Origin of the sequence: Stenotrophomonas maltophilia, from assembly GCF_013464485.1 — a bacterium.
GTDB classification, from domain to species: Bacteria; Pseudomonadota; Gammaproteobacteria; order Xanthomonadales; family Xanthomonadaceae; genus Stenotrophomonas; species Stenotrophomonas maltophilia_AW.
Genome location: NZ_RAUX01000001.1, coordinates 62509 through 77991 on the forward strand (window position 1 = coordinate 62509; position 15483 = coordinate 77991).

General features: G+C 66.5%; 10 protein-coding genes. 7 read left to right on the forward strand and 3 right to left on the reverse strand.

What is annotated here, in order from left to right:
• Positions 1–238 precede the first annotated feature (238 nt).
• Positions 239–3079 carry a bifunctional diguanylate cyclase/phosphodiesterase gene (locus tag D7Y61_RS00315; RefSeq protein WP_180864485.1) on the forward strand — a complete coding sequence of 947 codons (2841 nt, stop codon included), beginning with the start codon at positions 239–241 and terminating at the stop codon, positions 3077–3079.
• 19 nt (positions 3080–3098) lie between these two features.
• On the opposite strand, the gene D7Y61_RS00320 is transcribed toward D7Y61_RS00315, so the two are convergent.
• Both D7Y61_RS00320 and D7Y61_RS00325 read right to left on the reverse strand, forming a co-directional pair.
• Positions 3099–3692, reverse strand: coding sequence for a TIGR00730 family Rossman fold protein (locus D7Y61_RS00320; RefSeq protein WP_180864486.1), 594 nt, complete (start codon positions 3690–3692; stop codon positions 3099–3101).
• A gap of 183 nt (positions 3693–3875) precedes the next feature.
• Positions 3876–5372 (reverse strand): aminotransferase class III-fold pyridoxal phosphate-dependent enzyme, encoded by a 1497-nt coding sequence (locus tag D7Y61_RS00325; RefSeq protein ID WP_180864487.1) that lies wholly within the window; start codon positions 5370–5372, stop codon positions 3876–3878.
• 210 nt (positions 5373–5582) lie between these two features.
• On the opposite strand from D7Y61_RS00325, the gene queA reads away from it, so the two are divergent.
• The 6 genes from queA (at position 5583) to fabV (ending at position 13217) form a co-directional block, all read left to right on the forward strand.
• Entirely contained in the window at positions 5583–6650 is a 1068-nt protein-coding gene (queA, locus tag D7Y61_RS00330) for a tRNA preQ1(34) S-adenosylmethionine ribosyltransferase-isomerase QueA (RefSeq protein ID WP_258010159.1), read from the forward strand.
• A 103-nt stretch (positions 6651–6753) separates the two neighbouring features.
• Complete coding sequence (tgt, locus tag D7Y61_RS00335; protein WP_180864488.1) at positions 6754–7884, forward strand: tRNA guanosine(34) transglycosylase Tgt; 1131 nt, start codon at positions 6754–6756, stop codon at positions 7882–7884.
• A gap of 133 nt (positions 7885–8017) precedes the next feature.
• Positions 8018–8362 (forward strand): preprotein translocase subunit YajC, encoded by a 345-nt coding sequence (yajC, locus tag D7Y61_RS00340; protein ID WP_180864489.1) that lies wholly within the window; start codon positions 8018–8020, stop codon positions 8360–8362.
• Between the two features lie 61 nt (positions 8363–8423).
• Positions 8424–10280 carry a protein translocase subunit SecD gene (secD, locus tag D7Y61_RS00345; RefSeq protein WP_180864490.1) on the forward strand — a complete coding sequence of 619 codons (1857 nt, stop codon included), beginning with the start codon at positions 8424–8426 and terminating at the stop codon, positions 10278–10280.
• A 16-nt stretch (positions 10281–10296) separates the two neighbouring features.
• Positions 10297–11277, forward strand: coding sequence for a protein translocase subunit SecF (gene secF, locus D7Y61_RS00350; RefSeq protein WP_071305791.1), 981 nt, complete (start codon positions 10297–10299; stop codon positions 11275–11277).
• A 680-nt stretch (positions 11278–11957) separates the two neighbouring features.
• Positions 11958–13217, forward strand: a complete 1260-nt coding sequence (gene fabV, locus D7Y61_RS00355; RefSeq protein ID WP_180864491.1) for an enoyl-ACP reductase FabV — start codon at positions 11958–11960, stop codon at positions 13215–13217.
• Positions 13218–13331: 114 nt separating this feature from the next.
• Here the strand turns inward: fabV and D7Y61_RS00360 are convergent, their stop codons facing one another.
• Positions 13332–15401 (reverse strand): EAL domain-containing response regulator, encoded by a 2070-nt coding sequence (locus tag D7Y61_RS00360; RefSeq protein WP_180864492.1) that lies wholly within the window; start codon positions 15399–15401, stop codon positions 13332–13334.
• Positions 15402–15483 lie beyond the last annotated feature (82 nt).

Sequence of the window (15483 nt, forward strand, 5' to 3'; positions counted from 1 at the left end):
ATCGGTTGGCAGTGCGCTGGCTTCCACGGCGTACAGGGTAAGGCCTGCAGGCGGTGGCGCATAGCCGGTGGCGGTGGCGGGCAAGGCGAGGCTCATGGCTTGGAAGGGGCGACGGACAGCAGGAAAAACGCACCGGCGCACGATTCGGGGTTGATGGGCTTCCATTGCCCCCCGGGTGGCGCGCTATGCTCGGCGGCTCAGGGGAGGTGCTGCACAGACGGCGCCAAGAGACGGTCATTTGTCCACGCATGCTGAACCGGCGGAAAAGCCACCACACGAGGTCGTGCTGAGCACGGCGCTGGTGCGCGCGTTGCATGCGCTGCTGCCGGAAACGGCAGTGGTCCGCGTTGGCTGGGACGACCCGCAGCTGGGCGCGGGGCAGGGCGGTTGGCCAACGGTGGCCGATGGTTGCGGGGCTGTGGAACCGGGTATCGGTGATGGCCAGCACGGCTGGGAGTACGACGGCGCACGGCTGCTGCTGTCGGTGACGGGTGCGGTGCCGCCACCGGCATGGTGGGGGCTGGCCCGGCAGGCGATGGAGCTGGCCCTGCAGCGAGGCCGCCAGGCCGGGCAGATCAAGGCGCTGGAAGAAGCCGAGAGGCTGCAGCAGGCGCTGTTCCAGATTGCCGATCTGGCCGGTGCCGACCTGGAAATGCCCGAGATGCTGCGTCACGTGCATGGCGTGCTGGGGACCCTGATGTACGCGGAGAACTGCTACATCGTCGAGTACGACGACGTGCGCGACCAGATCCGCTTCCTGTACTTCGCCGACCAGGTGGACGACTTCATCGCCGATCCATCGCAGGCCCATGACGCGGGCGAGATGCCGCGCAGCCTCACCGTGGCGCTGCTGCGTCACGGCAAGCCGCTCAGCGGCCCGTCGCGTGAGCTGCTGGCGCGGGTGGTCGAGCAGGAACATGACCCGCAGCGCGGCCCGGAAAGCCTGGACTGGCTGGGCGTACCGATGCTGCGCGATGGCCGCGTATGCGGCGCCATCGTGGTGCAGAGCTACGAACAGGCGGCCCGTTATGGCGAGGCTGAACGTGCGTTGCTGGGCTTTGTGGCCCAGCACGTGCAGACCGCGATGGATCGGCGCCAGGCGCAGGTGCGGCTTGAGCAGCAGGTGGAGCGGCGCACCCAGGAACTGCAGCGTGCCAATCGCAGCCTGCAGGATGAGGTGGCCGAACGCCGCCGCGCCGAACAGCTGCAGACCGCGCTCTACAACATCGCCGAAATGGCAATGTCGGCCGACAGCCTCGCCCAGTTCTACGGCCAGGTGCACGGGGTGGTCGGGCGCCTGCTCGACGCGCGCAATTTCTACATCGCGCTGGTCAACCCGGCTGGCAATGGCCTGGACTTCGTGTACTCGGTGGACGAACACAACGCCAGCCGTGCTCCGCGTCCGTTCAGCCGGGGCCTGACCGAATACGTGGTGCGCAACCGGCGTCCGTTGCTGGCTTCGCGGGAGCAGATCGATGCGCTGCTGGCCAGTGGCGAGGTGCGCGAATCCGGAGCACGCTCCCACTGCTGGCTGGGTGTGCCGCTGCTGCGCGACGACGAGGTGGTCGGCGCGATCGTGGTGCAGAGTTACAGCGAAAACAGCACCTTCAGCGTGCATGACCAGCGCCTGCTGACCTTCGTCGCGCAGAACATTGGTACCGGCCTTGCCCGCCAGCGTGACCAGCAACGGCTGCGCTCGGCGCATGCCGAGCTGGAAAAGCGCGTGGAAGAGCGCACCCGCGAGCTGGCCGAGGTGAACGAGAAGCTGCTGGGCCAGATCGGCGAACGCCTGCGCGCCGAGCAGCGCCTGACCCACCAGGCCATGCACGATGCCCTGACCGGCCTGCCCAACCGCCTGCACCTGCTGGATCGGCTGCAGGATGCGCTGGCCCAGGCCCGGCGCGAGGGTGGCCCGGTGTTCGCCGTGCTGTTCCTTGACCTGGACCGCTTCAAGCTGGTCAACGACAGCATTGGTCATGCTGCGGGCGACCGCATGCTGGTGGAAGTGGCCAAGCGCATCGTCTCCATGGCTGGCACCGAGGATGTCGTCGCGCGGCTGGGAGGCGATGAATTCGCTGTGCTGCTGCAGTGCCCGCAGGGCCTGGCGCAGGCCCTGGACTTCGGCCAGCGGCTGTTGCTGGCGCTCCAGGAATCGATGTGGGTTGCAGGGCGCGAACTGTTCCCGTCCGGCAGCCTCGGCATCGCCTTGTGGAATCCGCGCTACCGCACCGGTGAGGAGTTGCTGCGTGATGCCGACGCCGCGATGTACCGGGCCAAGGCGCAGGGCCATGATCGCTGCGCGATCTTCGACGAGGACATGCGCGAAGAGGCCATGCGCAGCCTCGACCTGGAGGCCGATCTGCGCCGCGCCATCAACAATCGCGATTTCGTGCCGTTCTACCAGCCGATCGTGCGCCTGTCCGATGGCGAGGTGATCGGGCACGAGGCACTGCTGCGGTGGCAGCATGAGCGCCGCGGCCTGCTGCTGCCGGGGGCGTTCCTGGAGCTGGGCGAGGAGAGCGGCCTGATCGAGCAGGTCGACTGGCTGATCTACGAACAGGTCATCGCAGGCCTGGGCGAAGGCGGCCAGGGCTATGTCTCGGTGAACGTGTCACCCCGCCACTTCCGTTCGGCCGAGTTCAGTGACCGTTTGTTCGGCCTGCTCGATTCCTGCGGCGCCGATCCACACAGGCTGCGCCTGGAAATCACCGAAGTGGCGCTGCTGGATGACGGTCCGCATACGCTGCGCATCCTGCAGGGGCTGCGCGAGCGCGGCATCCAGGTGCAGCTGGATGATTTCGGCACCGGCTTCTCCGCGTTGTCCTACCTGCATCGCTTCCCCATCAGCACGCTGAAGATCGACCAGAGTTTCATTGCCGGCCTGCATGGGCCGGAAATGCAGAGCACCCGCGCGCTGGTGGAAGGCGTGCTGTCGCTGGCGCGCACCCTGGGCATTGAAACCACCGGCGAAGGCATCGAGACCGAGGCGCAGCGGCAGACCCTGCGCGAACTGGGCTGTGATTACGGCCAGGGCTATCTGCTGGGGCGGCCTGCACCCTGGGTGCACGCGGCGGCCTGAGCCACCGCGTGCAGCGGTATCAGCGCAGGGCGGCGCGACGCTTCTCGTCGATCCACTTCGACGCCTGTGCCGGCTGGTAGTTCTGCATCCAGGCCAGCATCTCTTCGATGTCCGATCCGTACCACAGGTCCAGGCGCTGGTCCGGATGCAGGAAGCGCTCCTCCACCATGCGATCGATCATGCCGATCAACGGGGCGTAGAAACCCTCCACATCCAGGAACGCACACGGCTTGTTGCCGATGCCCAGCTGGCGCCAGGTCAGCATCTCGAAGATCTCTTCCATGGTGCCGAAGCCGCCGGGCAGGGCGACGAAACCATCGGCCAGGTCGAACATGCGCGACTTGCGCTCATGCATCGAACCGACGATTTCCAGTTCGGTCAGGCCGCGGTGGGCCACTTCCCAGTCGGCCAGCTGGCGCGGGATCACGCCGGTAACCTCGCCGCCAGCGGCGAGCACCGCGTTGGCCACGGTGCCCATCAGGCCGACGTTGCCGCCGCCGTAGACCAGGCGCAGGCCGTCGCGGGCGATGCGGTCACCCAGCGCAATGGCGCGTTCGGTGTAGGCCGGCTTGCTGCCAGCATTGGAGCCACAGTAGACGCAGATGGACTTCATGGGGGTTCCTGTCTCTTGATGCGGAAACGAAAACGCCCCGCCGGCAACCGTGTTGGCGGTTGCGGGCGGGGTGTCGGCGGATTATGGGGCCTTCCGTAGAGCCGAGCCATGCTCGGCTGCGCTTCGTTCAGATCGCGGTAAAACCCCAGCCGAGCATGGGCTCGGCTCTACAAAAGCTGGGGCTTACGCCGCCGCAGCCTGCTCGCGGCGCGGGCCTTCACGCAGGGCGCGTCCAACCATGCCCACCAGCAGGTCCAGCTCCTCGCTGTCCATGCCGAAGTGCGGGGTGAAGCGCAGCGAGTTCTCGCCACCGTGGATCACGTTGATGCCGTGCTGGCGCAGCCATTCCTCGGTGGAATTGGCGCCATAGCACTTGAACTGCGGGGCCAGCTCGCAGGAGAACAGCAGGCCGGTGCCCTGCACCTTGGTGATCAGGCCACCCAGCTCGCTCTTGAGCTGTTCCAGCTTGCGCACGGCCTCGGCACCACGCTCGGCGATGTTGGCACGCACCTGCGGGGTCAGCTGGGCCAGGGTGGCGCAGGCCACGTCCAGCGCACGCGGATTGCTGGTCATGGTGTTGCCGTAGATGCCCTTGCGGTACAGCTGCGCGGCATGCTCGGTCACCGCCAGCACCGACAGCGGGTACTGCGCCGCGTTGAGCGCCTTGGAGTAGGTCTCCATGTCCGGCGGATCCAGGCCCTCGAAGCCCGGGTAGTCGACCACCGACAGCACACCATGCGCGCGAAGGCCGGCCTGGATCGAGTCGAGCAGCAGCAGGCTGCCGTGCGCACGGGTCAGTTCGCGGGCAACGGCATAGAACGACGGCGGTACCGAACGGCCCGGGTCGCCTTCGCCCATCACCGGCTCCAGGAACACCGCTTCGATGAACCACTGGTTGCGTGCGGCATCCTCGAACACCTTGCGCAGGCCGGCCTCGTCATAAGGCGCCACGGTGATCACCGAATCCTCGCCACGGTAGCTGGCCAGGTGCTGCATGTAGCTCTTGCGGCTGGAATCGGAATACAGGGCCGGGCGGTCGGTGCGGCCATGGAAGCTGCCTTTGACCACCACGCGCTTGATCGCGGCGCCGGCGTGGCGCGCGCCCGGGTCGGTCTGCAGCTTGGCGTTGACATCGGCGATGCGCGCAGCCAGGCCGACCGCTTCGGAACCGGAATTCAGGCACATGAAACGGGCGAACGGGCAGCCGCCACGGCGGTGGCCGATCTCGGCGCGCAGGGCGGTGATGAAGCGCTGCTGCGACAGACTGGGGGTCATGATGTTGGCCATCACCTGCGGGCGTGCCATCGCCTCCAGTACCGCGTCCGGGGTGTGCCCGAAACCGAGCATGCCGTAACCGCCGGCGTCATACAGCACCGCGCCCTTCAAGGTCACGACCCACGGGCCGCGCGCGGCCAGCGCCACATACGGCGTAACTGCGTCATCGGCGTAGAAATTGACGAAACCGTCCTGCATCGCGTCGATCTGCGCCTGTTCGTCCTGCGCCAGCAGCGGCCCCAGGTCGGCCTGCACGCGCGCGAATTCCTCAGCGGCGGCGTCCACGGCGGCGATCAGCTGCGGATGGTTGGCGGACAGCGCGGTCAGGGTAGCGTCGTCCAGGCCGGTGGTGAGGCGGGTGCCGGGCTGGCTGCGCAGTGGGGCGAGGCGTTCGATGAAGCTCATTGCAGATCTCCTGAAACAATGGGTCGCACGGGTCTTCAAAAGCAAAACGCGCGTCATCACGCGCGCTTGGGGCAGGCTCGTGCAGCGGACTTCCGGCTCGATGCTAGCACTTGTTTTTTTGCGCGATAACCCCGCAAGAACCTGCTGCATAGCAGCATTTTGCGCGACGTTCGCCGCGAAGCGCGCCGGCTCGCAGACGCTGGACGTACAATGCGCGCCATTGTCGACCTGTTGCCGCCCACCGCCTTGAAGAAGTCCGATTTCCATTACGACCTGCCGGCCGAACTGATCGCGCAGGCTCCCCTGGCCGAACGTTCCGCCAGCCGACTGATGCTGGTGCCACCGGCACCGGTCGCCTTCACCGATCTGCAGGTGCGCGACCTGCCGTCGCTGCTGCAGCCGGGCGACCTGCTGGTGTTCAACGACACCCGGGTGATCCCGGCGCGCCTGTTCGGGCAGAAGGCCAGCGGTGGCCGCGTGGAGATCCTGATCGAGCGCCTGCTCGGTGGCCGGCAGGCCCGAGCGCAGGTCGGCGCCAGCAAGTCGCCGAAGGCCGGCAGTCGCATCGCCCTGGACGCCGGTGGCGAAGCCGAGGTGCTGGGCCGCGACGGCGAGTTCTACGTGCTGCAGTTCCACGTGCCGGAGTCGCTGGAGCAGTGGCTGCTGCACGCCGGCCGCCTGCCGCTGCCGCCCTACATCCAGCGCGAGCCGGGCGTGGACGACCGCGAGCGCTACCAGACCGTGTTCGCGCGCGAAGTGGGCGCGGTGGCCGCGCCGACCGCCGGCCTGCATTTCGACGAACCGCTGCTGGCCGCATTGAAGGAGAAGGGCGTGGAGTTCGGCCACGTCACCCTGCACGTTGGCGCGGGCACCTTCCAGCCGGTGCGCGCCGATGACCTGAAGGACCACGTGATGCACCGCGAGTGGCTGAACGTCGGCGCTGAGCTGGTGCAGCAGGTACGGCGCACGCGCGCGGCCGGCGGCCGGGTGATCGGCGTGGGCACCACCGTGGTGCGCGCGCTGGAAAGCGCGATGCGTGACGGTGAGCTGCTGCCGTTCGCCGGCGAGACCCAGATCTTCATCACCCCGGGCTACCGCATCCGCAGCGTCGACGCGATGGTGACCAACTTCCATCTGCCGGAAAGCACGCTGCTGATGATGATTTCCGCGTTCGCCGGCAAGGAAAGGGTGTTCGAGGCGTACCGGCACGCGATCGAGCAGCGCTACCGCTTCTTCAGCTATGGCGACGCGATGCTGCTGTTCCCGCAGGCGGGCTGAGGAGGCAGGGCGCCTTGGGAGGGCAGGCCCCTGTGGGGGCGCACCTTGGTGCGCACGCCGTCTTGGGAGACAATAGGCAACTATTTGCCTGAACGACCGCTCCATGTCCCGACTGCAGTTCCAGCTCAAGACCCGCGACGGCCGTGCCCGCCGTGGCCGCCTGACCTTCCCGCGTGGCACGGTGGAAACGCCGGCCTTCATGCCGGTGGGTACCTATGGCTCGGTCAAGGGCATCCTGCCGGACCAGGTGCGCGCGCTGGGTGCGGAAATCATCCTGGGCAACACCTTCCATCTGTACCTGCGCCCGGGCCTGGACATCATCGCTGACCACGGCGGCCTGCACGGCTTCTGCCGCTGGGACGGCCCGATCCTGACCGATTCGGGTGGCTTCCAGGTGTTCTCGCTGGCCCATCGCCGCAAGATCACCGAGCAGGGTGTGACCTTCGCCTCGCCCACCGACGGCGCCCGCGTGTTCCTGGGCCCGGAAGAGAGCATGAAGATCCAGAAGGTGCTCGATTCGGACGTAGTGATGATCTTCGACGAGTGCACCCCGTACCCGGCCACCGAGGAGGTCGCGCGCCGTTCGATGGAGCTGAGCCTGCGCTGGGCCCAGCGCAGCCGCAACGCGCATGACGAGCTGGGCAACGACGCGGCGCTGTTCGGCATCGTGCAGGGCGGGGTGCATACCGACCTGCGCAGCCGCTCGGCCGACGCCCTGCAGGCCATCGGCTTCGACGGCTACGCCATTGGCGGCCTGGCCGTGGGCGAGCCGGAAGACGAACGCAACGCCATGCTGGACCACCTGGACCCGGAGCTGCCCAGCGACCGCCCGCGCTACCTGATGGGTGTGGGCCGGCCGGAGGACCTGGTCGAGGGTGTCGCACGTGGCGTGGACATGTTCGATTGCGTGATGCCGACCCGCAACGCCCGCAACGGTCACTATTTCACCTCGTTCGGTACCGTCCGCATCCGCAACTCCCAGTACGCGCGGGACATGGACCCGATCGAGCCGGGCTGCGGCTGCGTGGCCTGCACCGGCGGCTACACCCGGTCCTACCTGCGCCACCTGGACCGCTGCAACGAGATGCTGGCGCCGATGCTGGGCACGCTGCACAACCTGTTCTATTACGAAAAGCTGATGGCCGACATCCGCGCGGCGATCGAGGCGGGAACCTTCCTGGCCTTCCGTGAGTCTTTCTACGCGGCACGCGGGGCGGTCGCGCCGGCCCTGTAACCCGGACGCCCCCTGCCAAACGGCCCAAGGACGAATGCCCGGGGCCGTGGCATACTTCAAGGCTGACCCAGATCCGCGGTCGCGACCGTGGCACCTGATGGTGCCGGGGCGCCGCCCAACCAAAGGACCAACGATGAACCTGCTTGCCTTCCTGATTCCCGCCGCCCACGCCCAGGCCGCCGGCGGCCAACCGCAGGGCATGGGCCTGACCACCCTGCTGTTCCCGATCATCCTGATTGCCATCATGTACTTCCTGATGATCCGCCCGCAGATGAAGCGGCAGAAGGAGCACAAGTCCATGCTGGAGAAGATCAAGCGTGGCGACGAAGTGCTGACCAACGGCGGCATCGCCGGCATCGTCACCGACATCGGCGACAACTTCATCACCATCGAAGTGGCTGACAACGTGCGCATCCGCGTGCAGAAGGGCGCTGTCGGCAACGTGCTGCCGGCCGGTACCCTGAAGTCGGCCCAGTAAGCCACTCCCTTTCCGATGCACAACCGCGGCGCCGGGGATGGCGCCGCGCGGGACCCAAGCAATGCTCGAATTTCCACGCTGGAAGTACGTCGTCATCCTGATCGTACTGGCGCTCAGCGCGCTGTACGCGCTGCCCAACATCTACCAGAAGGACCCGGCCCTCCAGATCACCGCCAACCGTGGCGGCCAGATCGACGATGCGCTGCGCGACCGTGTGCTGGCCGACCTGAAGACGGCCGGTGTCACTACCATCGGTGCCGAGAAGGAAGGGGAGAGCCTGATCGTCCGCCTGCCGGACCTGAAGGCGCAGTCCGCCGCCAGCGATGCCCTGCGTGACACCGTCGGCGAACAGTACACCGTGGCCCTGAACCTGGCCTCGACCGTGCCGGACTGGCTGGCCAACCTCGGCGGTCGTCCGATGGTGCTTGGCCTGGACCTGCAGGGTGGCGTGCACTTCGTGCTGCAGGTTGACCAGAAGGCCGCCCTGGACAAGCGCCTGGACGCCTATACCGAAGACGTGCGCAGCACCCTGCGCGATGCCCGCATCGCCTACCAGTCGGTGGAGCGCCGCGCGGACAACAGCATCGTGGCCAACCTGAGCCCGTCCGCCGGTGACGACGCTGCGCAGCGTGCCCGTACGGCCCTGGTCAAGGCGCAGCCGACGCTCGGCTACGACGTCAGCGGCAACCGCATCACGGTGAGCATCCCGGAAACCGAGATCGCCCAGATCGCCAACGGCGCCATCGAGCAGAACATCAACACCCTGCGCAACCGCGTGAACCAGCTCGGCGTGGCCGAGCCGATCATCCAGCGCCAGGGTGCCGACCGCGTGGTCGTGCAGCTGCCCGGCGTGCAGGACACGGCCGAAGCCAAGCGCATGATCGGTGCCACCGCCACCCTGGAGTACCGTGCGGTGGTCGAGGGCAACGCGCAGGACGCCATCAACTCCGGCCGCATCCCGCCGGAGGCGAAGGTCTACCAGCGTCGTGACGGCCTGGGCCCGGTGCTGCTGAACAAGCGCGTGATCGTCACCGGCGACCAGATGGTCGGCGCGCAGGCGGTGACCGACCCGACCAGCGGTTCCCCGGCGGTCAGCGTGACGCTGAACAACGTCGGCGGCCAGCGCATGTTCGACTTCACCAGCGCCAACGTGAACAAGCCGATGGCGGTGGTCTACACCGAGCGCGTGCCGACCGTGACCGTCGTTGACGGCCAGGAAGTGCGTGGCTTCAAGGTCAACGAGGAAGTGATCTCGGTGGCCAACATCAACGGCGTGTTCGGCAAGAACTTCCAGACCACCGGCCTGCAGAAGAAGGAAGCCGAGGACCTGGCCAAGCTGCTGAAGTCCGGCTCGCTGGCCGCGCCGATGGACTTCGTCGAAGAGCGTGTGGTCGGCCCGAGCCTGGGTGCCGAGAACGTCAAGAACGGTATGCGCGCGGTGGTGTTCGCATTCCTGTTCACCCTGGTGTTCTTCAGTGTCTACTACCGCATGTTCGGCGTGATCACCTCGATCGCGATGCTGTTCAACCTGCTGATCGTGGTGGCGGTGATGTCGCTGTTCGGCGCGACCATGACCCTGCCGGGCTTCGCCGGCCTGGCGTTGTCGGTCGGCCTGTCGGTGGACGCCAACGTGCTGATCAACGAGCGTATCCGTGAAGAGCTGCGTGCCGGCGTGCCGGGCAAGACCGCGATCGTGACCGGTTACGAGCGTGCCTCGGGCACCATCCTCGACGCCAACCTGACCGGCCTGATCGTCGGCGTGGCGCTGTTCGCATTCGGTACCGGTCCGCTGAAGGGCTTCGCGCTGACCATGATCATCGGTATTTTCGCCTCCATGTTCACTGCGATCACCGTGTCGCGTGCGCTGGCGACGCTGATCTACGGCCGTCGCAAGAAGCTCCAGAACGTGGCCATCTGACGGGACGACACGCACAATGAAACTGTTTCCGCTGCACATCCTCCCGAACGACACCAAGATCGACTTCATGCGCTGGCGCCATGTCGCCATGGCAGTCACCATCGTGGTGTTCCTGGCCTCGATCAGCATCATCGCGTTCAAGGGCTTCAACTACGCGCTGGACTTCACTGGCGGTACGCTGATCGAAGCCCGCTTCGACAAGCCGGTGGACGTCGAGCAGGTCCGTACCAAGCTTGAGCAGAACGGCTTTGACGGCGCCCAGGTGCAGAGCGTCGGTGGCAACACCGATCTACTGATCCGCCTGGCGCCGCACGGCGAGCATGCTCCGGGCACGGGTGCTGCCGCCACCGAAGACAAGGCTACCGCTGCCGCTGTAGTGAAGGCCCTGTCCACGGCTGACAATCAGGCAACCGTGCTGCGCAACGAGTTTGTTGGCCCGCAGATCGGCAAGGACCTGGCGATGAATGGCCTGTACGCCACCATCTTCATGCTGGCCGGCTTCCTGATCTACATCGCGGTGCGCTTCGAATGGAAGTTCGCGGTCACCGCCAGCATCGTGGCCATGTTCGATCTGATCGTGACGGTGGCTTACGTGTCCCTGCTGGGCCGTGAGTTCGACCTGACCGTGCTGGCCGGCCTGCTGTCGGTGATGGGCTTTGCGATCAACGACATCATCGTGGTCTTCGACCGCGTCCGCGAGAACTTCCGCAGCCTGCGCGTGGACTCGATGGAAGTGCTGAACCGTTCGATCAACCAGACGCTGTCGCGTACGGTGATCACCGCGGTGATGTTCTTCCTGTCGGCGCTTGCCCTGTACATGTACGGTGGCAGTTCGATGGAAGGCCTGGCCGAGACGCACATGATCGGTGCGGTGATCGTGGTGCTGTCCTCGATCCTGGTGGCGGTGCCGATGCTGACGATCGGCTTCCTGCGCGTCAGCAAGCAGGACCTGCTGCCCAAGGCCAAGGACGTCGAGGCCCTGGCCCGTCGCCCGTAAGCACCTGCTGCATGCAGCACGCAAAGAACCCCGCGCAAGCGGGGTTTTTTGTTGGCAGGGCTTGCAGCCCTGCACCTGCTCAATGCAACGGCAACGGCAACGGCAAAAGCCAGAGCGGCATTCCGTGGGATGGCGGGGCACTGTGGGTTTGCGGGGACGCCGTAAACCCATCCATGGGGGCTTGGTCGCCGCATCCATGCGGCTCACACCCCGCAAACCCACWGTGCCCCGCCTTCGACAGGTTCATGTGGCTGTCGGTAGGTGTCGACCTTGGTCGACACATCTGTCAGATTTCGAATGAATTCAATCGTGTCGACCAAGGTCGACACCCACCAGAGCAGAATGCGGTTCCGACAGATCGCAGAGAACTGTCGAAGGCGGGGTGGGTCCGGTTGCGGGGGTGTCCGCGGCATGGATGCCGCGGCCAAGCCCCCAGGGATGGGTTTACGGCGTCCCCCGCAATCGGATCCACCCCGCCAACTCACAGGAACCGAGCTTCTGCCGTTGACGTTGCCGCTGCGGGTGCAGGGTGCAACCCTGCAAAACAAACACCACCCTACGCCAGCGTCGGTTGTGCATTCGGCCCCCGCGCACTACGATCCTGCGGTTCGCGCGCGCAGGCGCGCGCCCGTATTCCTGCTGAGCGCCCCGTGCGCCGCATCTGCCAACCCGAGGTATCCATGGTCATCAAACCGCGCGTCCGCGGCTTCATCTGCGTCACCACCCACCCGACCGGCTGCGAAGCCGCGGTCAAGCAGCAGATCGACTACATCCGCGCGCGTCCGCCGATCCAGAACGGCCCCAAGCGCGTGCTGGTGATCGGCGCCTCCACCGGCTACGGTCTGGCTGCGCGTATCACCGCTGCCTTTGGCAGTGGTGCCGCAACCCTGGGCATCTTCTTCGAGCGCCCGGGCAGCGAGACCAAGCCGGGTACGGCGGGTTGGTACAACTCGGCGGCGTTCCACAAGTACGCCGACGAAGCCGGCCTGTACGCCAAGAGCATCAACGGCGATGCCTTCTCCGATGAAGTGAAGGCCAGGACGATCGAGATGATCAAGGCCGATCTCGGCCAGGTCGACCAGGTCGTCTACAGCCTGGCTGCGCCGCGTCGAAAGCATCCGAAGACCGGCGAGATCATCAGCTCCACGTTGAAGCCGATCGGTGAGCCGATCACCCTGCGTGGCCTGGATACCGACAAGGAAGTGCTGACCGAGACGCACCTGCAGCCAGCCACCCCGGAAGAAATCGCCGGCACCGTTGCGGTGATGGGCGGTGAGGACTGGCAGATGTGGATCGATGCGCTGGCCGACGCCGGCGTGCTGGCCAACGGCTGCACCACCACGGCCTTCACCTACGTGGGCGAAGAAATCACCCAGGCCATCTACTGGAACGGCTCCATCGGTGCCGCCAAGAAGGATCTGGACAACAAGGTGCTGGGGCTGCGCGAAAAACTGGCGAAGATCGGCGGCGACGCGCGCGTGTCGGTGCTGAAGGCCGTGGTCACCCAGGCCAGTTCGGCCATTCCGACCATGCCGCTGTACCTGTCGCTGCTGTTCAAGGTGATGAAGGAAAAGGGCACCCACGAAGGCTGCATCGAACAGCTGGACGTGCTGTATGACATTCTCTACGGCGGCAAGGCCGACGGCGTGGCGATCGATCGCCTGCGCCACGACCTGGTCGATGGCGAGGGCCATACCGTTGCGCTGGTCGATGAGGAAGGCCGCCTGCGTGCCGACTACAAGGAAATGGCGGCGGACGTGCAGGGCAAGGTGGTTGCGCTGTGGCCACAGGTCACCAACGAGAACCTGTACGAGATCAGCGACCTGGCCGGCTACAAGGCCGACTTCCTGCGCCTGTTCGGCTTTGGCGTGGAGGGCGTCGACTACGAGGCCGACGTCAACCCGGACGTGAAGATCAGCAACCTGGTCGATCTGACCTGATCAATGAAAAGGCCGGCKAAAGCCGGCCTTCTCGTTTGTGTAGAGCCGAGCCATGCTCGGCTGCACTTCGCTTGAGTCCCGCAGCCGAGCATGGCTCGGCTCTACAGAGAGGCATCACCCAAACTCGAAGCCCATCTCCGGCAGTGCCGGGCCGACGAAGTCGCCCTGCACGTAATCCACGCCGGCACTGAACAGCAGGGTCATCGAATTAGCGTCGCTGACGAACTCGGCGATGGTGCGGATGCCGGCTTCCTGCGCTCGCGCGGTGATCTGGCTGATGCGGTCGATGTTCTCGCGGGTGGCCGCCAGATCGCTGGTGAAGCCGCGGTCCAGCTTGAGGAACTGCGGCTGGAAGTGGGCCAGCAGCTGGAACGAATCCAGCCCCGATCCGAACTGCTCCAGGCCGATGCGGCATCCCAGGGGCGCCACTTCGGCAAGGAACTGCTGCGCACTGCGCAGGTGGGTGAACACCTTCGCTTCCGGTGCATGCAGCCACAGCCGTTCTCCGGGCACGCCCTGCGCCTGCAGCTCGCGGCGCAGGGTGGCGATCATCTTCGGGTCGTCAAACGATTCCGGCGTCACCTTCACCAGCACCTGGGTGGCATGGCCTTCACGGGCTCGCTGCCCCAGCACGGTAATGGCCCGCGAGACCACCCAGCGGTTGATGTCAGCCAGCAGGCCGTGCTCCTCGGCGATGCCCAGGAACGCGGTGGGGCTCAACAGCTCGCCGTTGTGTTCCAGGCGCAGGTAGGCCTCGTACAGTTCCAGCGGCTCGCCCTGCAGGTTCAGTACCGGCTGGTAGTGCAGCTGGAAGCCGTCGCCGGCCAGTGCCTCGCGGATACGCGCGACCCAGCGCAGCACGCGTTCTTCCTCCACGCGGTCGGCGGCGGCCGGGTCGAAGATGCGGCAGGTATTGCCCAGTTCGGCAGCGGCCTGCGTGCATTCGCTGGCGCGTGCCAGCACCTGGCCGATGCTGGCGATCTTCTCGCCCACCTGCACGCCACCGATGCTCACCGTTACCGTGGCCGAACGCGCGCCGATGCTGAAAACGTGCGCGGCATAGGCTTCGCGGATGCGCTCGGCCAGTGCCACGGTCTGCGCGTAGGGCCCGGCCTGCAGCACAGCGAAATTGTGCTCACCGAAGCGGGCCAGCTGGGCGTCCTCGCCAACCACCTCGGCCAGCAGGGCGGCGAGGGCGCCGATCAGGATGTCGGCCGAGGCCAGACCGATGTCCGGCAGCAGGCGCGCGTAGTGGTCCGGCTCGATCAGCAGCAGGCCGAACTGGCCTTCGCTGCGCCCGGCCTGGGCCACCGCGCTTTCCAGCTGCAGCATGAAGGTCGGGCGGTTGAGCAGGCCGGTGACCTGGTCGCGTTGGCGCAGGTCCTCCACTTCGCGTGCCAGCTCAGGGTCGAATTCCATGCGGCGGCGGAGCACCACCTGCAGGCAGGATTCGCCCTCGTAGGTGGCGGCTGTGAATTCCATCGTCGCCGGGAAAGCGCTGCCGTCCTCGCGGCGCGCGTCGAGCTGGTACTGCGGCGGCGGCGCCTCGCCACGGCTCAGGCCCTTCAGCAGCTGCTTGAAGCCTTCCACATGCTGGGCGGCAACCATGTCCAGCAGCGAGATGCCTTCGATGTCGTCGAACTGCTCGTAGCCGAACATTTCCAGGTAGGCATCGTTGGCGCGGATGTGCATGCCCTCATGCACGTAGGCGATGGGGTCGCGCGAGGAGGCGATCAGTGCATCGCAGCGGCGCTCGGTCTCGCGCATCTGCGCCTCGATGCGGCGCAGGCCGCGCCGCGCCTGCAGGTCCACCCACTGGTCGCGGACCACGGCCAGTAGGTGCTCGGCACGCTGGCGCAGGGCGAGGGCACGGATGCCGTGGCTGCTGGCCTGCACCAGTTCGTCTTCGTCGATGCGTTCGGCCAGCAGCACCAGCGGAATGTCCTTGCCGCTGGCGGCGATGTGCTGGGCTATCAGTGGCAGCGGGATCCCCTGCGAGGGCGACGCCAGCACCAGGTCGATGGCCTGGCTGGACAGCACCTGGGCCAGTTCGGCTGCATCCTGCGGGCGCCACGGCCGTACCGCGATGCCGCTGTTGCGCAGGGTGCTGACGATGGCCTCGGCATTCTCGCCGCTGTCATCGACAATCAGCAGGCGGATGGTGATGTCGTTCGCGTTCTGCATGCACTGCTCCCCAATCTGCAAATCTAGATACACGATGCGCGGCGAACCGTCCATGCGCCCACCCCTTGCGCGCATCGAACGG